Genomic DNA, 19,988 nt, shown 5'->3' with positions numbered 1-19,988 from the left:
GAGAGTACAGACCCCAAAACCCGAGGGTTTAGTATTAGGGGATTGGAACCACGGCCGCAGCAACCGGGGAAGGCGTAGAGGAACTTAGTGAGCACCACCAGCGCAGAAACAGACCACCCACACCAGGACAACACCCCCACCCCCCTGGCACGGTTTGTAGCGCACTGGCTGCACACGCACGCGGAGGACGTCATCCAGTGGCGGCGCCACCTCCACCGCAACCCGGAACTGTCCCACCTGGAGAACAACACCACGGACTTCCTGGTGCGTATCCTCACCGAGCACGGCCTCAACCCCCAGCGGCTGCCGTCCACCGGGGCCACCGTGGACATCGGCCCCGCCCACGCGCCGCTCGTCGCCTTTCGCGGGGACATCGACGCGCTGCCCCTCACCGAGGCCACCGGGCTGGACTACAGCAGCGAGATCCCCGGCGTGATGCACGCCTGCGGACACGACATCCACGCCACCATCGTCTTGGGCCTCATGTGCGCGCTGGCGGATTACGTTCACCGAGAAGGGGAGGCCGCGCTGCCTGTGCGCGTGCGCGGCATCTTCCAGCCGGCGGAAGAGGTCATGGACGGCGGGGCCATCGACGTGGTCGCCGCCGGGGCCCTGCACGAGGTTCAGCAAATCTTCGCGGTGCACTGTGAGCCCAAGCTCCGGGTGGGCCAGATCGGAGTGCGCACCGGGGCGATCACCTCCGCCTCCGACGTGGTGGAGATCATTCTGCGCGGCCCCGGCGGACACACCTCCCGGCCCCACCTCACCGCGGACCTCGTGCACGCCGCCGGCCAAGTGGTCACCCAGTTGCCGGCCCTGCTGACGCGCCGGGTGGATCCGCGCAGCGGGACGGTCATGGCCTTCGGCGCGATCAACGGTGGCTCCACCTTCAACGCCATCCCTCAGGAGGTGCGGATCCGCGGCACCTTCCGCACCGCCCAAGTTGGCGTGTGGCGGCAAGGGGAGGACTTCCTCCGCGAGCTGGTGGGGCAAATCGTCGCGCCCACCGGGGCCGAGTTGGAGATCCGCTACACCAAGGGGGTGCCGCCGGTGATCAACGACGACGTGTGCACCGCGCTGATGGCCCAGGCGGTGAAGGACGTGGACCCCGTGGCTCTCAAGGAAGCCCCCCAGTCCAGCGGGGGCGAGGACTTTAGCTGGTACCTGGAGCACGTTCCCGGATCCATGGCTCGGCTGGGGTCGTGGAGCGGTACCGGGGCCAAGCCCGACCTTCACCAGCCGGATATCGTCTTCGACGAGCGGTGCCTGACGGTGGGAATCCGCCTGTTCGCGGGGGTTATCGACCAGTACCGCGCGGAGATCTAGAGCAGCGTCCCGGCCCTGAACGAGTCCCCCATCTGGATCGTGCCCTAGTGCGGGCGCCGACGCTGGAGAAACTGGTTGGCGTAATCCACCGCGGCTGTGCCCAGCTCCGCCTGGCGCTGCTTGCGGATCGCCCGCTGCCGCTCCGCCTCCAGGGCGTAGAACGTGCGGAGTTCCCGTTGCCGCTGGCGCTCTAACTCGCGTACGGAGGGTTGGTGCCAACTGGCCGGGCCGATCTTGGCGACGTATAGCAGGGCGTACACCGCCGGGATGAGGAAGAGGAGAACGGCCGACGAGCTCCACATCGGGTTGAGCACGATGCCGCCGGTAAAGGCGCCGAGGCCGGTCAACCACATGATTGCCGCCTTGGGCCGCCCAGCCTGATGGGCTGCCTTTTCCACCTCGGAGGACGAGTACATCGTCACAGCCTTGCCGTAGTTCACGGGTGGCTGCATCGCTGCAGCAGGGGGTACCGGGCCGCCCGCCCCGGGGGCTTGAGGTGAGGAAGGGGGTAGCACGGGCAAATCTGTGAACAAATCTACGAGATCACTGCGCATCACCGCAGCCGCCGCCTGGCCGGAGCGTTGCTCGTACTCCGTCAGCGACAACCGCCCTGCGGCATAGTGTGCGCCCAGGTGAGAGATGGCCTGTTCCCTCTCCTGATCCCCGATCCGTACATCGTTGTTGCTGCGGCTAGGTTCTGGGCGAGACCACGGCGCGCTACTCCCAAACCCATTCATGCCTGACATGCTAGCCCACGACCGGTGGCGGGCTCGCTTTCTCAGCCCAGTCGTAGGTCCTTTCCACAGCCCGGTTCCAGTGGCGGAAAGCCTCGTCTCGCTCTTCTCGCGAAGATTGCGGGGTGAAGGTCTGTCGCTCCTGCCACAGGGAGCGGATCTCCTCCTGGCTGGAGTAGAACCCCACGGCCAACCCGGCCGCGAAGGCCGCCCCCAGTGCTGTGGTCTCCGCGACCTCCGGGACGATGACCGGCACCCCGAGCTGGTCCGCCTGGAACTGCATGAGGAGATCGTTGGCCACCATGCCACCATCGACCTTGAGTTTCGTCAGGGGCACCCCAGAGTCCCGGTTCATGGCCTCCACGACCTCGCGGGTTTGAAAAGCCGTGGCCTCCAGCGCTGCCCGGGCGATGTGCGCCTTGGTGACGTAGCGGGTGAGCCCCACGATGGCCCCCCGGGCATCTGGCTTCCACCGGGGTGCCAGCAGCCCGGAGAAGGCGGGCACCACGTAGCACCCGCCGTTGTCCTCCACGGTGCGGGCGAGCGGCTCGATCTGCTCCGCGCTGCTGAAGAACCCCAGATTGTCGCGCAGCCACTGGACCAGCGAGCCCGTCACTGCAATGGATCCCTCCAGGGCGTACACCGCCGGTTCGTTGCCCAAGCGGTAGGCCACGGTGGTAATCAGGCCGTGCTCGGACACTTGCGGCTTGGTACCGGTGTTGAGCAGTAGAAAGTTGCCCGTGCCGTAGGTGTTCTTGGCTTCTCCCGGTTCCAGGCAGGCCTGTCCGAAGGACGCCGCCTGCTGGTCCCCGAGGATGCCGCTAATGGGTACCCCCTGTGCCGGGCCGCTGCGGCGCACCCGCCCCACCACATCGGAGGAGCTCACGATATCCGGCAACAGGCTCATGGGGATCCCCAGCGCCTCGCACAATTCGGGGTCCCATTCCTGCGTGCGTAGATCCATGAGCATGGTGCGGGAGGCGTTGGTGACATCCGTGACGTGTCGCGCCTTTGTGCGCTCCGACTTAGGTTTATCCCCGGAGCTCCGCCGCGAATTGCGGGTTAACTCCCACACCAGCCAGGTATCGATAGTCCCGAAGGCCAACTCGCCCTTTTCCGCGCGTTCGCGAACCCCCTCCACATTGTCCAGAATCCACCGGATCTTTGGGCCCGCGAAATACGTGGACACCGGCAAACCCGTGCGCTCGAAGAACATCTTTTGCTGCTCATCACTGAGGGAGTCGATGATGCTCTCGGTGCGGGTGTCCTGCCAGATAATGGCGTTGTAGACCGGCTTGCCGGTTTCTCGATCCCAGATGATCGTCGTTTCCCGTTGATTCGTGATGCCCACTGCGGCAATCGAATCGTTTGTGATATCTGCGGACGCCAACGCGTCCGCAAGCACGCGCCGGGAATTAAGCCGAATTTCATTGGGGTCATGCTCCACCCAGCCCGGTTTGGGAAAGATTTGTTTGTGCTCGAGCTGACTGCTGGTCACGATCTGGCCCTGGGCGTCGAAAATGATGCACCGCGTGGACGTGGTGCCCTGGTCGATAGAGACCACACAACCCCGACGGGAATTGGTGAGTTTCGCGAACTTCCCGGTCAGGGAATTAGCCAGGTGCTCCATAACCGCTCACATTCCGCTTTCCATCGCACGACAAGCCACCTTCCGGGGGGAGAAGGTGGCGGTGCCCCTATTCTGCATCCAGCAACTCGAACAGCGCCTGGTTTTTGGAAACCCCGTCCCCGGCCACCACGCCGAGGCCCGTGACCACACCGGACTTGTGGGCCTTGACGGAGTTCTCCATCTTCATGGCCTCGATGACCAACAGAGTATCGCCCTCGGCGACGATATCCCCCTCGTTGACCACGACCTTGATGATCGTGCCCTGCATGGGTGCTGCCACCGTATCTCCCGTGATCTGCAGTTGGCTGGCTGCCCCGCGGCGCTTTCGAGCTCGACGCAGCTGACCTCGCGCAGCGAGCAGGTCCCCCGGCAGCGAGACTTCGACGCGGCGCCCATCGACTTCCACCACGACCGTTTCTCGGGGAATTTCCAGCAGATCGTCCGCGCCCCGCGGATCCAACGGCTCCACGTAGGCCGGCAACTGGTTATCCCACTCCTCCTCGATCCACCGCGTGTACACGGTGAACTGCCCCTCCGCGGCGGTGAAGGCGGGGTTGGTCACCATGTCCTGGTGGAAGGGGATGACCGTGGGCAGGCCCTCCACGGTGTACTCATCTAGTGCCCGGGCCGCGCGGGCCAGCGCCTGCTCCCGAGACTCCCCCCAGACGATGAGCTTGGCCATCATCGAGTCAAACTGCCCGCCGATGACGGTACCCTCCACCACGCCGGAATCCACCCGCACGCCGGGGCCCGTCGGCTCTACGTACCGGGAGATGCGTCCCGGGCTGGGGACGAATCCCGCGGCCGGGTCCTCCCCGTTGATCCGGAACTCCAATGCATGTCCGGTCAGCTCCGGGGAGCGCAACCGAGACAGCCGCTTGCCCTCCGCGATGCGGAACTGCTCGCGCACCAGGTCCCACCCCGTGACCATCTCCGTGACGGGGTGCTCCACCTGCAGGCGGGTATTGACCTCCAGGAAGCTGATAAGCCCGTCGCTGGAAACCAGGTACTCCACCGTGCCGGCCCCGTAGTACCCGGCCTCCCGGCAGATCGCGACGGCCGACTCGTACAACCGCCGGTTCTGCTCCTCGTCGAGGAATGGAGCCGGGGCCTCCTCCACCAGCTTTTGAAACCTGCGCTGGAGGGAGCAATCGCGAGTGGACGCGACCACCACGTTGCCGTGCATGTCTGCGACCACCTGCGCCTCCACGTGACGGGCCCGGTGCAGGTAGCGCTCTACGAAGCACTCGCCGCGCCCGAACGCCGCGGTCGCTTCGCGGACGGCGGAGTCGAAGAGATCCGGGATTTCCTCCATCGTGTACGCGACCTTCATCCCCCGGCCGCCGCCGCCAAACGCTGCCTTCACCGCAATGGGCAGACCGTGCTCCTGGGCGAAGGCCACGACATCCTCGGCGCTATCCACCGGGGAATCCGTGCCCGGAGCCATGGGCGCATCCACGCTCAGGGCGATGTGGCGAGCAGTGACCTTGTCTCCCAGCTTCCGAATGGCATCCGGGGAGGGGCCGATCCAGATCAACCCGGCTTCCTGCACAGCCTGGGCGAAGTCCGCGTTCTCCGAGAGAAAGCCATAGCCGGGGTGGATCGCATCCGCGCCGGACTTCTCCGCCGCAGCCAGGATCTTGGAGATGTCCAGGTAAGATTCAGCGGAAGTCTGGCCGCCCAGGGCGAGGGCCTCGTCCGCCATGTGGACGAAAGGCGCGTCCGCATCCGGCTCCGCGTACACGGCCACGCTCGCAATGCCCTCATCCCGGGCGGCCCGGATCACGCGGACGGCGATCTCGCCACGGTTGGCGATAAGCACCTTGGTGATGGTGCGGGGTTCAGCGGTTACCTGGGTGGCCTCCACTCGACAACGCCTTTCTACTTCACTCACGCAACTGGACGCAGCGGGCCAATACTATGGCAGCCACGCTACTATGCCACGTCCGCCCCCAGGAGCGTTGCCAGGAGAACTCAGCGTTTTGCGGCCCTCTTTGCCCCGCCAGGCTTCTTCCGCCCGGCTTTCGGCGGCGATGTGCGCCCAGAGGCGCTCTTTTTCACCGGGGCCTCCCGCTTGGACACCTCGATGGGCACCCCGATCATGTTTCCCCACTCGATCCAGGAGCCGTCGTACACCCGCACGTTCCCCCAGCCCAGCAGGTACCGCAGCACAAACCACAGGTGCGCGGCGCGCGCGCCGTTATCGCAATAGGCCACCGTCGCCGTCTCCGGATCGAACCCCCGCATCAGTTCCTGCAGTTCCGCGCGAGAGCGAAAGCGGGTGTTCGGGTGAAGGGCACTGACAAGGGCGAAGTTCACAGACCCCGGCAGGTGCCCCGTCCGGGAAAAACCCGTGGGGGTGGGGTGGTTGCACGCCCCCACCCGCGCGGGGAGGCCCGCGTAATCCTCTGGTTCCCTCAAGTCGATCAGTTGCAGCTCCGGCAGGGATTCGCGCAGCTCGTCCGCGAAGATGCGCTCCTGCGTATTCAACCGCTCCACCACCGGATAGCCGGAGGTCGGCCGGTTCGGCACCGAGTAGGAGGTCTCCTTTTCCTCCCGCATCCACGCGTCCCGGCCCCCGTCCAGCAGGCGCACGTCCGGGTGCCCGAACAGCTCAAATACCCACAGGGTATAGGCCGCCCATAGATTGGACTGGTCCCCATAGATGACCACTGTGTCGTCCCGCGCTATGCCCTTGGCGTCCATGAGATCGGCAAAATCCCGGGGTGAGACGAAATCGCGCCGCACCGGATCATTGAGATCCGCCCCCCAATTGATGCGCACGGCAGTGGGAATATGCCCGATGTCGTAAAGCAGGGAATCCTCATCGCTCTCTACAACCTTCAACCCCGGCGTACCGAGCTTCGCGCCCAACCAGGCGTTGGTCACGATCTTCCCGGGATTGGCGTACTGCTCCAGGATGGGGCTGGGATCGCGTTCGATTGCCATATTCACCGCCTCGGTTTGACGTGCCACGGTGCAATGTTAGTTAACGCACCAGGGGTAGGTGCGCATTTCGCCTGGTCTCGTCTTCCCCCCGCGGGCTAACCCCGTGGGGGTTGAAGTTCTGCAAACCCGGGCCCACGGCCAATAGACTTTCCCATGTATGGCCTTGGCGGGATTGGGCGTGTGTATGTTCCTCGCCTCTTGTTCCGCCTGCTGCCCCCGACCGGGAGACCAGCATAAACGAGTAAGAAGGGTGACATACATGGCTAAGCAGCTGCACAAGAGCATCGTCGTCTTCGAGGTTGCCGGGGGCAACGACAAGGGGGAGGACGGCCACCGCCGGGACACCATGCCCATCGTCAACGCCATTAAGGACAAGGGCTGGAACGCGGAGGTCATTCACTTCGAGTCCGACCGCGCCAACGAGATCTACGACACCGTCGCTAACAACTTCGACGGCTACATCTCCCGCGTGAACCCGGGCCACATCCCCGGCGGCGAGAAGATTTACTTTGAGATGCTCTCCCGCCTCAGCAAGGATGCCGGGCTCGTGGGCATGTCCACGCCGGAGGAGATGATGGCCTACGGCGCCAAGGATGCCCTGGTTAAGCTCAACGGCACCGACCTCGTTCCCGAGGACACCGCAGCCTACTACGACGTAGAAAGCCTGCACGAGATCTTCCCCAAGACCCTCTCCTATGGTGAGCGCGTGCTTAAGCAGAACCGCGGCTCCACCGGTTCCGGCATCTGGCGCGTCCAACTCCAGGACCGCGAGCTGGCCAAGTCCGTTAAGCCGGGTGAAGCTCTGCCCCTGGATACCAAGCTGAAGTGCACCGAGGCCGTGGACAACCACACCGAGGTCCGCGAGCTCGGGGACTTCATGAAATTCTGCGAGCAGTACATCGTGGGGGATAACGGAATGCTCGTGGACATGCGCTTCATGCCTCGCATCGTGGAAGGGGAGGTGCGCATCCTCCTCGTCGGCCCGCACCCCGTGTTCGTCGTGCACAAGAAGCCCGCCGCCGGTGGGGACAACTTCTCCGCCACCCTGTTCTCCGGCGCCAAGTACACCTACGACAAGCCGGAGGCCTGGCAGGACCTCATCGACATGTTCGCCGAGGCCCGCCCCACCATCGCCACCAAGCTCGGCGAGGACAACAACATCCCGCTGATCTGGACCGCGGACTTCATGCTGGACACCGCAGAGGACGGCTCCGATACCTACGTGTTGGGCGAGATCAACTGCTCCTGCGTGGGCTTCACCTCCGAGCTGGACATGGGCATTCAGCAGCTCGTCGCCGAGGAGGCCATCAAGCGCTGTGAGGAAGCCGCAGCCGCCGCCTAAAACCGGTTCCAGGCCGCCGAAACAGGCAGCCCGAAGCTGGCCAGGGCCCGCCGGACCACCGGCAGGCTCAGGCCCAGCACCCCGGAGGGATCCCCCTCCACCCGATCGATAAACCAGCCCCCCAGCGCCTCCAGGGTGAAGGCACCCGCGCAGCCGAAGGGCTCTCCGGTGCGGGCGTACGCCCGGATATCCCGGTCGCTGGCCAAGGCGAAGTGGATGCGGCTGCGCGAAACCTCCGTGTAGCGCGCAGTTCCCCGCAAAACCCCATGACCGCTGAGCAACTCAGCGGTCTTTCCGCGTTGATGGAGCCACCGCCGCACCGTCTCCTCCTCCGTGTGCGGCTTGCCCTGCAGCTCCCCGTCGATGAGCAGCATGCTGTCCCCGCCGATGACCACTGCCTCCGGGTCGGCCAGTTCCTCGGCTACGGCCCGCGCTTTCGCCAGCGCGAGGGCCTGGACGACTGCCTCCGGGTCCCGCCGATCCGGCGGCAGGTCCGCGACCACCGCATCCTCATCAACCCCGCTGGTGTGCACATCCGGTTCGATCCCCGCGTTGCGCAGGACCGCGAGCCGGGAGGGGGAGGAGGACGCCAACACCACGCGCAGCACCAGCGTTACCCCTCGGTGCTGCGAGCGGGCGCCACCGGGAACTCCGGCAGGCGGAACCCCCCGGGGTTCGGTTCCACGTCCGCCCCGGCCCGATCCACCGTCTCCGCCGCGGCCCCTGGCACGGTGGAGCTGACCATGCCGTAAAAGCCGCGGGTATCCGGCTTTTCCTCCCGCAGGGCTCGGGCCTGCTGAACTACCTGGGCCAGGACGGCCGACAGGGCTCGCTGCTCGACCTGGTTGGGGTTGCCCTTGACCACTTCGAATGCGTTGTTCTCCATCAGCGTGCCCCTCCCTAGTTGTTAGAAGGCGATCGTGTCGTGCTTGCGGGTATGCGAATCATCCACCTTGCGCTCGATGAGACGCAGGGCTTCCACGATTTTTCCGCGCGTCTGGTCCGGCGGGATCACGGCATCCACCAGCCCCCGGGCGGCGGCCTCGTAGGGGGAAGCCCCGTCCACCTCGGCTGCGGCGATCTCCGCCGTGGGCCAGGCGAACACGAAGTCCGTCCCCATCCGCTTGGCCCCCAGCGCCAGATAGGCCGTTCCATAGGCCTTGCGGGTGATCACGCTGATCATGCCCACGGAGGCGTTCGCCACGGCCCCTAGCAGCTTAGCGGTGCGGCGCACCACCGCTTCCTCTCCGCCGCTGTTCGGCTGGAATCCGGGGACGTCCACGATGCTGAGCAGGGGGACGTTGAAGGCATCGCAAAGCCGAACAAACCGAGCGGCCTTCTCGGCCGCATCCACGTCCAGGGCCCCGGCCTGCTGGCTGGGCTGGTTGGCCAGCACGCCCACGCTGCGCCCATCCACCCGGGCGAAAGCGGTGAGCATGTTCGGCGCGTAGCGGGGCTGCAGCTCCACGACGGAGTCGCAGTCCACGATCCCGTCGATGACGGCGTTCACGTCGTAGGTCGTCGCGGCCTCGTCCGGGATTGCGGCGTTGAGGTCTTGGGCGCAGGGCTCACCCGACTCGCTGGACAGGGGAACCGCGCGGTTGTTGGAGGGGAGGAAAGCCAGCACGTCCGCTACGGCGTCCAGTGCCGTCCGCTCGTCCTCGGTGAGGATGTGCGCGGTCCCGGAGGTGGCGTCCAGATCCGAACTGGCCTCATCCCCCTCCGACAACCGCAACTGTGCCCGCCCGGCGACCTCAACGACCACATCGGAAAGGGAGACGCCGAAGACCTGCGCGCCGCTGGTGGCGCCGGCGACCATCGCGATCTGCGGGATTACGCCAGAGGCCCGGGACTGCAGCCGATAGATCTTGGTGAAGGCCTCCAAGCTGGCCATGCCCTCGGTCACCCGCGTCCCCGCGCCGTGATAGATGCCGACGATCGGGGAGCCGGACTTCACCGCGAGCTGCATTACCTTGAGGATCTTATCCCCGGCAACTTCCCCTACCTGCCCGTCGAAGATGGAGGCATCCTGGGCGAAGACGCACACCGGGCGGCCATCCACCGTGCCGTGACCGGAGACGACGCCGTCCGTGACGGGCCGGTCCTCCTTGTTGCCGGGGCTGCGGTGGCGGGCGAGGGCATCGATCTCCACGAAGCTGCCGTCATCCAGCAGCGAATACACCATGTCCCGGGCAGTCATTCGGCCGGCCTCGTGGAGCTGACGGATGGCCTCTTCCCCTCGGGGAGCGCGGGTCTCCGCAAGGCGTTTGTGCAGGTCCGCTATCTTGCCGCTGGTGGTGGCCGACGTGGTGCTAGCTGTCATGGTGGACAGTGTACAGCGGGGGATGGGGGTATTTGGGGTCGTCGGTAAGCTGTCGGGCATGGGCAGATCGGAGGCAGTAGAGCGGATAGGGCTGAATGTCCCCGCCATCACCGCCGGGTTCCTGGAGGCCGAGTACCACAAGGTAGAGGTGGTGCAGCAAACCGGTTCCACGAATACGGACCTCCTGGATGCCGTCCGCGGGGGCGAGGTTGACGCGGACTTGGTGGCTCTTTTGGCCGAGGAGCAGACCGCCGGACGGGGCAGGTTGGGGCGATCGTGGGGGGCGCCGCCGCGCAGCCAGATCATTATGTCCGTGGCGGCGGAGGTCACTGGGGTTCACGGGGATCTCCTGGGGCTGCTGCCGCTGCTGGCGGGGCTGGCGGTTCGCGCCGCCCTCGTGGAGGTGCTGGGGCAGCCGGCCGGCCCGGTGGTGGGCTTGAAGTGGCCGAACGACGTTCTGCTCGGCGGGCTCAAGGTCGGCGGAATCCTGGTGGAGCTGGCCCAGCACCGGCCCGTGGCGGTGATCGGGATCGGGGTGAACTACGACCTGTTGCCCGAGGAGCTGCCGGTGGAGCATGCTACCTCCCTGTGCCTTCAGCCGGCAGGGGCGATGCCGACGCGGACGGAGGTGACCCTCGCCATCGCCCGGCATCTGGCCGCCGAGTTGCAGCGCTGGCGGGCCCTGGGTGGGGCCCCGGAGGTGGTGCTGCCGCGGTATCGCTTAGCCTGCGTGAGTCTGGGGGCCGACGTGCGCGCCGGGGACACCGTGGGCCGGGCAGAGGACGTGGCCCGCAATGGGGGGCTGGTGGTGCGCACGGCGGCGGGGCCGGTGACCGTCGTTTCCGGGGAGGTGGTGCACCAGTTCGGTGTGCTGGGGCGGGCGGGGTGTGCCGATGGCTAGCGGGAAAATCTCCTTTCATCCGGAGGAGCGAATCCTGGCGGAGCTGAGCCCCACCCGTCGATCCGTACTGTTCCCGGTGCTGGAATTGTTGCTTGTTACCGCGCTGGTGTGGATGGGGATCGGGCTGGTGGACCGGTATCTGGCCACCCCGGAGGCGATGACGGAGGCCGCGATGTGGGTGCAACGCCTGCTGTTGGTGGCCTGGGCCTGGCTGGCCTGGCGGCGGAGCTTGCGCTTTCTGCTCTTCCGGGCGCGCACGCGGATCGTCCTGACGGATCAGCGGTTGCTTACGGCGAGCGGGCACCTGCGCAGTTGGGTTTCGGAGATTCCCTTGGCGCATGTGGTGGATGCCCGGCGGCGGGGGAGCAACGTCGTGGTGTACGTGATGGGGACGCGCCATCCGGTGGTGGTTCAGGACGTCCCGCACACCAAGCGCTTTGTCTCGCTGCTTCGGCACGCCTGTGGCGGCGTTATGATGACGAACCGTGACCAGCGATAAAACAGCCTCCACTCCGTCCCCCGATTTCCGCTTCTCCCGCTCTAGCGCCCATGCCCCGGGTGCGCCAGTTTTGGCGATTGTGGGGGATGGCCAATTGGCGCGGATGATGCAGCAAGCCGCGATCGAGCTGGGCTTGTCCGCCCGGGTTTTGGCGGGTCGCCCGGATGCCTCGGCCGCGCAGGTGGCTGCGGACGTGGTGCTGGGGGATTATCGCAACCGGGATCACGTGGATGAGGTGGCCAAGGGCGCGGATGCGGTGACCTTCGATCATGAGCACGTGCCGAATGAGTACCTGGACGAGCTCATTGGGTGGGGGGTCAATGTCCAGCCGCAGCCGGCGGCGCTGATCCATGCTCAGGACAAGTTGGTCATGCGCAAGAAGCTGCGGGAGATCGGGGCACCGGTGCCGCCGTTCTTGGCCATCGAGTCGGTGGCGGATGTGCAGGGATTTTACGACGCCACCAACGGCGCAGTGTGTGTGAAGTCCCGCCGGGGTGGGTACGACGGTAAGGGGGTCTGGTTTCCGCAGAGCCGACAGGAGACGGCCGAGTTGGTGGAGCGCCTGCTGGCCGAGGGGGTGGAGTTGCTCGCGGAGAAGAAGGTGAACTTGGTGCGGGAGCTCTCCGCGATGGTGACGCGCAGCCCATCGGGGAAGGTGGCTAGCTGGCCGGTGGTGGAGTCGGTGCAGCGGGACGGGATTTGCGTGGAGGCCGTCGCCCCGGCGCCGGCGCGGGGTGGAGATGTGATCGACGCGGCCGAGCAGTTAGCGCGGATGATCGTGGTGGATTTGGGGGTCACCGGGGTCCTGGCGGTGGAGCTGTTTGAAACGGTGGATGAGTTTGGCCAGCCGGAGCTGATTGTCAACGAGTTGGCTATGCGACCGCACAATACGGGGCACTGGACGCAGGATGGCTGCGTAACCAGTCAATTTGAGCAGCATGTGCGGGCCGTGCTGGACCGGCCGCTGGGGGATACGCGGATGACGGCACCGTGCACGGTGATGGCGAACGTGCTTGGGGGCTCGGCCGACCCGGAGATGCCGATGCACGAGCGGATGGACGAGGTGTGGCGTCGGTTCCCGGGGGCGAAGATCCACATGTACGGCAAGGACTGGCGGCCGGGGCGCAAGATCGGGCACGTCAACATGTCTCTGCCGCTGGGCACGTCGGCCACGGCGGAGGCGGTAGCGAAGTTGCGCTCAGATGCGCAGTTGGCGGCTACTTTCCTCGTGGGTGCAATTTGGTCGGACGGGTGGCGCGGGTAGTAGTCTCCGATGTACTGATATGAATTTATAAACAGTCTGCTCGATAGCGGTTTTACTAAACAGCCCCACCCGTAGAAAGCTATTGGGTACAGATCATGTGTACGGTTTTGCAGGATCTTGCACGGCCTAAGGTGCAACGCGCCCATACCAGCTTTCGACGCGCAACCCTTAGACAGCACCGAGAACCACCCAAGGAGCCTCTAACGTGGTTGACAACGCCCCGGCCGAAAGTAGGCAGGCCTCTGTGTATGCGGAAGACCTCACCTTGATCGGGGACGAGGGGCCCGTGTTTGGACCGCTCAACTTCTCCGTCCCACCCCACGGAATCACCGTTCTCACGGGTACCGGGGGCTCCGGGCGTACCGCCTTGGCTCTCGTGCTGGCGGGTCGCATGAAGCCGACGAAGGGCAAGCTCTCCGTGCTGGGCATGAGCCAGCCCCGCGACATCCGCCGACACGTCGCTATCGCCGGAGTAGACCAGATCGATCTGCTGGAGCGCTCCGTCACCGTGCGGGACATACTCAACGAGAACAAGGCCTGGCAGCGCAACTGGTTCTTGCCCTACCGCAAGGTCGGCATGAAGGACCTGCAGTACTACTGCGGCGCCGTCTACGGTCAGCGCCCCTTCCCGCCGCTGGATGCCTACATCTCACAGATCCCCACCCTGGACAAGATCCTGCTGCGCATCTCTCTGTCCCTACACCCCGTCAACGGAGACCACATCGACATGCTCGTCGTCGATGACGTGGAGCAGGTCCGGGAGATCGGGGATCGGATCGAATTGCTCAATATCTTTGCCCGGCTCGCCGAGCACATGCCGGTTATCGTGAACTCGGTCAACGAGCTACCCCCGGGGTCCCCGGACCACATCGAGCTGGAGCTCAACACTAACGCTGGTCACGTGGAGGGCAGGGCCCGCCCAGCGAGAGCAGTCGCTGCCGCCCAGTTAGACCAGGGAAAACACCACGCCCCTGAGTACCACACCGATAACCACTACACCACCGCGCCTAGCCAGTTCGCCGCAGAAACGGAGACCCGCCAATGATTGCCGGATTCCACATCCCAAACCACTTTCGTAGCTTCAAGCGGGCCCGGATCAGCCGCATGGCTGTTGTCGCACTACTCCTGATGCCGCTGCTCTACTCGGCGTTGTACCTCGCGGCCTTCTGGGATCCTTTTGCGAAGGTCAACGCGCTCCCCGTCGCTCTAGTGAATAGCGACGAGGGGGCCGTGCAGGATGGCAAGGTGATCAATGCAGGGGACAAGGTGGTGGAGGGCTTGCAGAACAGCAACCGGATTCAGTGGCAGATGACCAATGAGGAGGACGCGCGCAAGGGGGTGGCGAATGGAAAATATTACTTCTCACTCGAGCTGCCGAAGGACTTCTCCGCCGCGGTGACCTCGCCGTCTTCCCAGGATCCCCGCAAAGCGAATCTCATCGCCACGTACAACGACACCAACGGTTATCTCTCGACTGTGATCGGCCAAAACGTGATGCGGGAAGTGCTGAACACGGTGGGGGACAAGATAAGCGCCCAGGCTGTTGACAAGGTCCTCATCGGTGTACTGGATTCCGGTAAAGGCATCGAGAGAGCAGCGGTGGGGGCCACCCAGTTGGCGGACGGAACGAGCCAGCTCAAGGATGGCTCTGCGAAACTCAACGACGGTGCCCACCGACTTAACGACGGGTTGGGCCAGGCAAAAGACGGCTCTACCCAGCTAGTTAATGGCGCCAACCAGCTCGTAGACGGAACCGGGCAGTTAAAAAACGGTATCGGGCGGCTCCAGGACGGCTCTGGCCAGCTAGCCGACGGAACCCAGCAGCTCAACGACCAGGTGCAGAACGCCGCGGGCCAACTGACTCGGCTGACTGGTGGTATCGCCCAGCTCGGCGGCGGAGCCGACCAGCTCGGCGCCGGGGCCACCCAGATCAACGATGGGGTCCAACAACTGCGCAACAACGTCGCCGGGGTCACTCAGGCTCAGTCGCAGCAGGCCGCCAACCTTCGCAACCTCGCCAACGGCCTGCGCACCATCCCTGGCCCCCAGGCCCAGGATGCCGCCAATCAACTGGAGAACCTAGCCAAGACCGCAGACACCACGGGCCTGGGCGCCCAAGCGCCCCTGACCCAGGACCTTAATCGCCTGGCCGATGGGACCTCTCAGTTGGCTTACCAGCTCAGCGATCCCCGGGCCGAGTTCCGCGGTGGGCTCAACCAACTGCAGAGCGGCACGAATCAGCTACCCGGCAAGCTCGGCGACCTGCAAAACGGTGTAGCCCGCATCAACGACGGTGCCCACCAGCTCCACGATGGCCTCAACCAGGCCGCCGGTGGAGTGGACCGCCTGGACAACGGAGCCCAACGCCTCAACGACGGGACGAAGCGGCTAGATGAGGGCAATGCAAAGCTCCTCGACGGCTCCCGCCAGCTCACCGACGGCACTACCCGCGCGGTGGATGGCTCCAACCGCCTCAACAACGGTGCTACCCAGTTGCGCGACGGCCTCGTCAACGGCGTCAATCGCGTCCCCAAGTGGAACGACGGCCAGCGCGTCGCCACCGCTGCCGCTATCGGCGGCCCGGTGGACCTCAAGGCCTCCAACGACTCCGGCACAAACACCTTCGGCGCCGGTCTGGCCCCGCTGTTCTTCTCCATGGCCCTGTTCATCGCGGGCATTATCGTCTACACCCTCATCGCACCCTTACAGGCACGTGCCATCAATGCTGGCCTCAGCCCCCTGCGTGCCGCACTAGACGGCTTCTTGCCCACGGGCATCATTGCCATCTTGCAATCCGCCGTCGTAGTCGCCGTCACCGTCTTTGCCGTGGGTCTACACCCCGCCAACTTGCCGGGCCTGTTCGCCTTCGGGGCTTTAGTAGCCCTCGTCTTCATGCTCATCAATCAGATGTTTAGCGTGGTGTTTGGAGCCGGACCAGGCAGGGTCGCTGGGTTGGCGTTCCTTATGCTGCAGGTTGTTTCCTCCGGCGGTCTTTACCCAGTCGAGACCCAGTCGTCCTTTTTCCGCTTCTTCCACCCGATCAACCCCATGACCTACACCGTCAATGGTTTCCGCCAGGTCATCTATGGTGTCTATGACCACCGTATGTGGACGGCCATTGCGGTCCTCATCGGGCTCGGCATCGCCACGATGGCGGTCACGGCCATCGCGACCGCGCGAAAGCGAACGTGGACGATGAAGCGACTCCACCCCGTCCTCAACGCCTAACCCCCCGAGTAGCGAAAGGCACCTAACAGCCCCGCCATGACTTCCTCCCAGCCAACCCCGTCCCCCGCAGCCGCCCGCGTGGGCCTCATCATGGGCTCCGATTCCGACTGGCCCACCGTGGAACCGGCCGCCGCCATCCTGGCGGAGTTCGGGGTGCGCTTGGAGGTTGGCGTCGTATCCGCACATCGGACCCCCGAACGCATGCTGGACTACGCCCGCACCGCCCACATTCGCGGCCTGCAGGTCATCATCGCATGCGCCGGGGGAGCGGCCCACCTTCCGGGAATGGTCGCCGCCGCCACCCCCCTGCCGGTCATCGGGGTGCCCCGGGCACTCGGCAACCTGGACGGTCTGGACTCGCTGCTGTCCATCGTGCAGATGCCGGCCGGGGTGCCCACCGCCACCGTCTCCATCGACGGCGCGAAGAACGCCGGCCTGCTGGCGGTGCGTATTCTCGCCACCGGGGATCCCCAGCTCATGCAGCGGATGCTCGACTACCAGGAACGGATGCGGGACCAAGTTCTGCAGAAGGACCAGGACCTCAAGGCCCGTCTGATAGGGGAGTAACCTCTCACAGCATGGCGGAACATTCGATCCTTCACACGGCCCGGACCCAAGTGCTGGAGCACGGCCGCGGGCTCGATACCGAGCAGCTCATGGAGGTGCTCACCCTTCCCGACGAGGCCATAGCGGACCTGCTGGCCCTGGCCCATGAAGTCCGCGTGAAGTGGTGCGGGGAAGAGGTGGAGGTGGAGGGGATCATAAGCCTGAAAACCGGCGGTTGCCCGGAAGATTGCCACTTCTGCTCGCAATCCGGGATGTTCGAATCCCCCGTGCGCTCCGTCTGGTTGGACATCCCTCTGCTGGTGGAGCAGGCAAAACAGACGGCGAAGACGGGAGCCACGGAGTTCTGCATCGTCGCGGCGGTTAAGGGCCCGGACGAAAACCTGCTGAGCCAGGTGGAGACTGCGGTGCGGGCCATCCACGCGGAGGTGGATATCAACGTCGCCGCCTCCCTCGGCATCCTCAGCAGGGAACAGGTGGACCGGCTGACGGCCATTGGCATCCACCGCTACAACCACAACCTGGAAACCGCGCGCAGCCACTTTCCCCAGGTGGTCACCACCCACACGTGGGAGGAGCGCCGGGAGACCCTGGGCATGGTCAAGGCCAGTGGAATGGAGGTGTGCTGCGGGGGAATTCTGGGCATGGGGGAGAGCCTGCGCCAGCGCGCTGAGTTCGCCACGGAACTGGCGGCCCTTGAGCCCGATGAGGTGCCGATGAACTTCCTGGACCCCCGGCCGGGCACCCCGTTCGCCAGCCTGCCGGTGATGGACAATAAGGACGCACTCCGGGCTATTGGGGCCTTCCGCCTCGCCCTGCCGCGCACGACGCTGCGCTTCGCCGGGGGACGGGAGTTGACGCTCGGGGATTTGGGGGCGGAGCAGGGCCTCATGGGCGGGATCAACGCGGTGATCGTGGGCAATTATCTGACAACGCTGGGCCGTCCGCAGGAGCAGGACTTGGACATGCTGGAGCGCCTGAGCCTCCCGCTGAAGGTGCTCAACCGGAGCGTGTGAGGTGGACAGGGTGGGCGCCGGGGGCCTGTCGGACGCGTACGCCAGCGGCCAGCTTGGCCCGTTCGATCCGTATACGGGGCAGCCGTGCCAGGGCGGGGAAGTCGATGGTTACAGCCCTTCGCAGCGCCTCGGGCTAGACGTGCCCCGCTACTGCACGCTGTGCGGAAGGCGGATGATCGTGCAGGTGATGCCGACGGGCTGGTTGGCGCGCTGCTCTCGTCACGGTGCCATCGATTCGGCCATGCTGGAGCTGCGGTAGGTCCCCGCCGCTACCGATAGCGGCCGTACTGCCGCCACGTCAGCCACACCAGCGCCAGCAGCACCGCAAACACCAGGGCAGGGCCGACGCTCGGATCGGGGCGGAAAACGTTCCACACCGCGACCACCCCGGCGAGCGTGGCAAACGTCGTGACAAATCCCAGCACCGCCTCCCAGACCAGCTTGCGCCGGCGGGATTCGGATTCGGTGATGCGGGGTGGATCCGCCACGAGCGCCCGGGCCTCCTATTTCACGCCACCGGCGGTGAGCCCGGAGACGATCCGTCGCTGGAAGGCCAGGACCATGATGACTAGCGGGATGGTCACCAGTGCCCCGGCCGCCATCGTGGCCGCGTAGGGGAACTCAAAGGAGCTCACCCCGCTGAACCGAGCGATGGCCACGGTCACCGGTTCGCTGTGTGGGTTGGATAGTTGGCTGGCCAGCATAAATTCGTTCCAGGTGGCGATGAAGGCCAGGATGGCGGTGGTGAACAGCGCCGGTGCCGCCAGCGGCAGAATGACCTTCCGGAAGGCGTAGCCGCGGGAGGCCCCGTCCACCCGGGCTGCTTCCTCCAGCTTCCACGGCAGCTCCCGGAAGAAGCTGGTGAGGGTGTAGACGGTCAGCGGGAGGACGAAAGAGATGTTCGGGATGATCAGCGCCTGATACTGCCCGATCCAGCCCAGTTTGGAGAACAGTTGGAACAGGGGCGTGACGAGAGCGATGGTGGGGAACATGGACGCGGCCAGGATGATGCCGGTGACGAATCCCTTGCCGCGGAAGTCCACCCGGGCCAGCGCGTAGGCCGTGAAAACCCCGACGGTGAGCGCAACGAGGGTGGTCACTGCGCCGATGATGAGGCTGTTTCCAATGGCCCGCAGGAAGTTGTTCCCCGCGTCCGTGGCCAGCGCGTCGCGGAAGTTGTCCAGGGTGACGTGGCTCGGCAGGGGGTTGGTGGAGAAGGTGTAGTCCTTGTGCCGCAGTGCGGTGACCACCATCCAGTAGAAGGGGGCCAGGCCCCACACGAGGATGAAGATCACGCCCAGATAGTTACGCAATGTCCGCATTCTCGTTCACCGCTTCGGTGCTCGCTGTGGTCTCTTTCTTATGGACGCCACCAGCGCGGCGCACGCGGAACCGTCCCCGCCGGGGGGAGGAGCCATTCCCGGCGACATCGGCGCCGAGGAACTTCACCATGATGAAGGCCACGGCGAAGATGAGTAGGAAGATCAGGGTGGAGATGGCCGAGGCGGAGTGGTAGTTGCCCTGCTTCGTGTCGGCGATTACTAGCTGGGAGATCACCGCGGTGGGAGAGTTCGCGGAGGAGCTGATCATGATCACGGGGAGGTCGTACATCCGCAGGGCGTCCAGGGTGCGGAAGAGGACGGCCACCATGAGGGCCGGGCGCACCAGGGGCAGCGTGATGTGGGTGAATTGCTGCCAGCGGCTGGCGCCATCCACCTTCGCGGCCTCATAGACCCCCTGCGGGATCATCTGCAGGCCGGCCAGGATGAGTAGCGCCATGAAGGGGGCGGTCTTCCACACGTCGGCGAAGATGAACTGCCACAGCTTCGCGGTGACGGCGGTGGGAATCGCCCAGGGGATAAGCACCGCGGCACGCAGCAGGCCCCGGCCCAGGAAGCTGCGGTTCATGACAAGGGCCATCCATAGCCCCAGCAGCGTTTCCAGGGCCACTGTCACCACGGTGAAGAACAGGGTGATCCGCAGGGCGGGCCAGAAGTCCATGGAGAGCACGCCCGGGGCGCATTCCAGGACTTCCCCGCTGGGGGTCATGCATCGCTGGGTCAACCAGTACAGGTACTGGTCGAAGCCGGCGAAGCCGCCGCTGGTGAACATGCCGGTCACCGGGTCCAGGTGGCGGTCCTGCTGGAAGGAGAGGTAGACCGCTCGCAAGACGGGGTAGCCGATCACCACCGCGAGCAGCAGCATGGCGGGT

The 19,988-nt window shown here is 65.5% G+C and carries 20 protein-coding genes; 10 read left to right on the top strand and 10 right to left on the bottom strand.

What is annotated here, in order from left to right:
- Positions 1 to 144: 144 nt before the first annotated feature.
- Positions 145 to 1,326, top strand: a complete 1,182-nt coding sequence (locus tag CHEID_RS08370; RefSeq protein ID WP_420536404.1) for an amidohydrolase — start codon at positions 145 to 147, stop codon at positions 1,324 to 1,326.
- 44 nt (positions 1,327 to 1,370) lie between these two features.
- On the opposite strand, the gene CHEID_RS08365 is transcribed toward CHEID_RS08370, so the two are convergent.
- The 4 genes from CHEID_RS08365 to CHEID_RS08350 form a co-directional block, all read right to left on the bottom strand.
- Positions 1,371 to 2,063, bottom strand: coding sequence for a DUF1707 SHOCT-like domain-containing protein (locus tag CHEID_RS08365; RefSeq protein ID WP_181645852.1), 693 nt, complete (start codon positions 2,061 to 2,063; stop codon positions 1,371 to 1,373).
- Positions 2,064 to 2,073: 10 nt separating this feature from the next.
- Positions 2,074 to 3,690 (bottom strand): glycerol kinase GlpK, encoded by a 1,617-nt coding sequence (glpK, locus tag CHEID_RS08360; RefSeq protein ID WP_112768713.1) that lies wholly within the window; start codon positions 3,688 to 3,690, stop codon positions 2,074 to 2,076.
- A gap of 67 nt (positions 3,691 to 3,757) precedes the next feature.
- Positions 3,758 to 5,557 carry an acetyl/propionyl/methylcrotonyl-CoA carboxylase subunit alpha gene (locus tag CHEID_RS08355; protein WP_112768714.1) on the bottom strand — a complete coding sequence of 600 codons (1,800 nt, stop codon included), beginning with the start codon at positions 5,555 to 5,557 and terminating at the stop codon, positions 3,758 to 3,760.
- A gap of 107 nt (positions 5,558 to 5,664) precedes the next feature.
- The gene (locus CHEID_RS08350) at positions 5,665 to 6,639 is read right to left on the bottom strand and encodes a sulfurtransferase (protein WP_112768715.1); all 975 of its coding nucleotides are present in this window, start codon (positions 6,637 to 6,639) and stop codon (positions 5,665 to 5,667) included.
- Positions 6,640 to 6,910: 271 nt separating this feature from the next.
- Between CHEID_RS08350 and CHEID_RS08345 the strand changes: the two genes are divergently transcribed.
- The gene (locus CHEID_RS08345) at positions 6,911 to 7,981 is read left to right on the top strand and encodes a Cj0069 family protein (RefSeq protein WP_112768740.1); all 1,071 of its coding nucleotides are present in this window, start codon (positions 6,911 to 6,913) and stop codon (positions 7,979 to 7,981) included.
- On the opposite strand, the gene CHEID_RS08340 is transcribed toward CHEID_RS08345, so the two are convergent.
- From CHEID_RS08340 to CHEID_RS08330, 3 genes are read right to left on the bottom strand one after another with little or no spacing between them, the layout of a single operon-like run.
- Entirely contained in the window at positions 7,978 to 8,586 is a 609-nt protein-coding gene (locus tag CHEID_RS08340) for a Maf family protein (RefSeq protein WP_112768741.1), read from the bottom strand. The two genes, CHEID_RS08345 and CHEID_RS08340, sit on opposite strands and share 4 nt — an antisense overlap.
- A gap of 8 nt (positions 8,587 to 8,594) precedes the next feature.
- A complete protein-coding gene (locus CHEID_RS08335) occupies positions 8,595 to 8,867 on the bottom strand; it encodes a hypothetical protein (protein WP_112768716.1) in 273 nt (90 codons plus the stop codon).
- A gap of 21 nt (positions 8,868 to 8,888) precedes the next feature.
- On the bottom strand, positions 8,889 to 10,304 hold the full coding sequence (locus CHEID_RS08330) for an acyl-CoA carboxylase subunit beta (protein ID WP_181645853.1): 1,416 nt from the start codon (positions 10,302 to 10,304) through the stop codon (positions 8,889 to 8,891).
- 58 nt (positions 10,305 to 10,362) lie between these two features.
- Here CHEID_RS08330 and CHEID_RS08325 point away from each other — a divergent pair, with 58 nt between their 5' ends.
- The 8 genes from CHEID_RS08325 to bsaP all read left to right on the top strand — a co-directional run bounded on the left by CHEID_RS08325 (position 10,363) and on the right by bsaP (position 18,035).
- Positions 10,363 to 11,205, top strand: a complete 843-nt coding sequence (locus tag CHEID_RS08325; protein WP_181645854.1) for a biotin--[acetyl-CoA-carboxylase] ligase — start codon at positions 10,363 to 10,365, stop codon at positions 11,203 to 11,205.
- On the top strand, positions 11,198 to 11,704 hold the full coding sequence (locus CHEID_RS08320) for a hypothetical protein (RefSeq protein ID WP_112768717.1): 507 nt from the start codon (positions 11,198 to 11,200) through the stop codon (positions 11,702 to 11,704). The genes CHEID_RS08325 and CHEID_RS08320 overlap by 8 nt, the downstream gene beginning before the upstream one ends.
- Entirely contained in the window at positions 11,691 to 12,968 is a 1,278-nt protein-coding gene (locus tag CHEID_RS08315) for a 5-(carboxyamino)imidazole ribonucleotide synthase (protein ID WP_112768718.1), read from the top strand. Before CHEID_RS08320 ends, CHEID_RS08315 begins: the two co-directional genes overlap by 14 nt.
- 205 nt (positions 12,969 to 13,173) lie before the next feature.
- Positions 13,174 to 14,013, top strand: coding sequence for an ATP-binding cassette domain-containing protein (locus CHEID_RS08310; RefSeq protein ID WP_112768719.1), 840 nt, complete (start codon positions 13,174 to 13,176; stop codon positions 14,011 to 14,013).
- Positions 14,010 to 16,196 (top strand): YhgE/Pip domain-containing protein, encoded by a 2,187-nt coding sequence (locus CHEID_RS08305; RefSeq protein WP_112768720.1) that lies wholly within the window; start codon positions 14,010 to 14,012, stop codon positions 16,194 to 16,196. Before CHEID_RS08310 ends, CHEID_RS08305 begins: the two co-directional genes overlap by 4 nt.
- 36 nt (positions 16,197 to 16,232) lie before the next feature.
- Positions 16,233 to 16,763 carry a 5-(carboxyamino)imidazole ribonucleotide mutase gene (gene purE / locus CHEID_RS08300; RefSeq protein ID WP_112768721.1) on the top strand — a complete coding sequence of 177 codons (531 nt, stop codon included), beginning with the start codon at positions 16,233 to 16,235 and terminating at the stop codon, positions 16,761 to 16,763.
- A gap of 11 nt (positions 16,764 to 16,774) precedes the next feature.
- A complete protein-coding gene (bioB, locus tag CHEID_RS08295) occupies positions 16,775 to 17,776 on the top strand; it encodes a biotin synthase BioB (protein WP_112768722.1) in 1,002 nt (333 codons plus the stop codon).
- 1 nt (position 17,777) lies between these two features.
- On the top strand, positions 17,778 to 18,035 hold the full coding sequence (bsaP, locus tag CHEID_RS10630) for a biotin synthase auxiliary protein BsaP (protein ID WP_475678943.1): 258 nt from the start codon (positions 17,778 to 17,780) through the stop codon (positions 18,033 to 18,035).
- A gap of 10 nt (positions 18,036 to 18,045) precedes the next feature.
- On the opposite strand, the gene CHEID_RS08290 is transcribed toward bsaP, so the two are convergent.
- The 3 genes from CHEID_RS08290 to CHEID_RS08280 are packed head-to-tail and all read right to left on the bottom strand — an operon-like array spanning position 18,046 to position 19,981.
- Positions 18,046 to 18,264 carry a hypothetical protein gene (locus tag CHEID_RS08290; protein WP_112768723.1) on the bottom strand — a complete coding sequence of 73 codons (219 nt, stop codon included), beginning with the start codon at positions 18,262 to 18,264 and terminating at the stop codon, positions 18,046 to 18,048.
- A gap of 15 nt (positions 18,265 to 18,279) precedes the next feature.
- Positions 18,280 to 19,098: a carbohydrate ABC transporter permease gene (locus tag CHEID_RS08285; RefSeq protein WP_112768724.1), complete on the bottom strand. Its 819-nt coding sequence runs from the start codon at positions 19,096 to 19,098 to the stop codon at positions 18,280 to 18,282.
- Positions 19,082 to 19,981, bottom strand: coding sequence for a carbohydrate ABC transporter permease (locus CHEID_RS08280; RefSeq protein ID WP_112768725.1), 900 nt, complete (start codon positions 19,979 to 19,981; stop codon positions 19,082 to 19,084). Before CHEID_RS08280 ends, CHEID_RS08285 begins: the two co-directional genes overlap by 17 nt.
- Positions 19,982 to 19,988: the final 7 nt, after the last annotated feature.

The organism is Corynebacterium heidelbergense, assembly GCF_028609845.1.
Classification (GTDB): Bacteria; Actinomycetota; Actinomycetes; order Mycobacteriales; family Mycobacteriaceae; genus Corynebacterium; species Corynebacterium heidelbergense.
This window is presented reverse-complemented; position numbering and strand designations above follow the sequence as displayed.

Excerpts from the sequence above, each read along its gene's own strand:
- CHEID_RS08365 (WP_181645852.1), bottom strand. The coding sequence starts at position 2,063 with ATGAATGGGTTTGGGAGTAGCGCGCCGTGGTCTCGCCCAGAACCTAGC.
- glpK (WP_112768713.1), bottom strand. The coding sequence starts at position 3,690 with ATGGAGCACCTGGCTAATTCCCTGACCGGGAAGTTCGCGAAACTCACC.
- CHEID_RS08350 (WP_112768715.1), bottom strand. The coding sequence starts at position 6,639 with ATGGCAATCGAACGCGATCCCAGCCCCATCCTGGAGCAGTACGCCAAT.
- CHEID_RS08335 (WP_112768716.1), bottom strand. The coding sequence starts at position 8,867 with ATGGAGAACAACGCATTCGAAGTGGTCAAGGGCAACCCCAACCAGGTC.
- CHEID_RS08330 (WP_181645853.1), bottom strand. The coding sequence starts at position 10,304 with ATGACAGCTAGCACCACGTCGGCCACCACCAGCGGCAAGATAGCGGAC.
- CHEID_RS08325 (WP_181645854.1), top strand. The coding sequence starts at position 10,363 with ATGGGCAGATCGGAGGCAGTAGAGCGGATAGGGCTGAATGTCCCCGCC.
- CHEID_RS08320 (WP_112768717.1), top strand. The coding sequence starts at position 11,198 with ATGGCTAGCGGGAAAATCTCCTTTCATCCGGAGGAGCGAATCCTGGCG.
- CHEID_RS08305 (WP_112768720.1), top strand. The coding sequence starts at position 14,010 with ATGATTGCCGGATTCCACATCCCAAACCACTTTCGTAGCTTCAAGCGG.
- purE (WP_112768721.1), top strand. The coding sequence starts at position 16,233 with ATGACTTCCTCCCAGCCAACCCCGTCCCCCGCAGCCGCCCGCGTGGGC.
- bioB (WP_112768722.1), top strand. The coding sequence starts at position 16,775 with ATGGCGGAACATTCGATCCTTCACACGGCCCGGACCCAAGTGCTGGAG.
- CHEID_RS08285 (WP_112768724.1), bottom strand. The coding sequence starts at position 19,098 with ATGCGGACATTGCGTAACTATCTGGGCGTGATCTTCATCCTCGTGTGG.
- CHEID_RS08280 (WP_112768725.1), bottom strand. The coding sequence starts at position 19,981 with ATGCTGCTGCTCGCGGTGGTGATCGGCTACCCCGTCTTGCGAGCGGTC.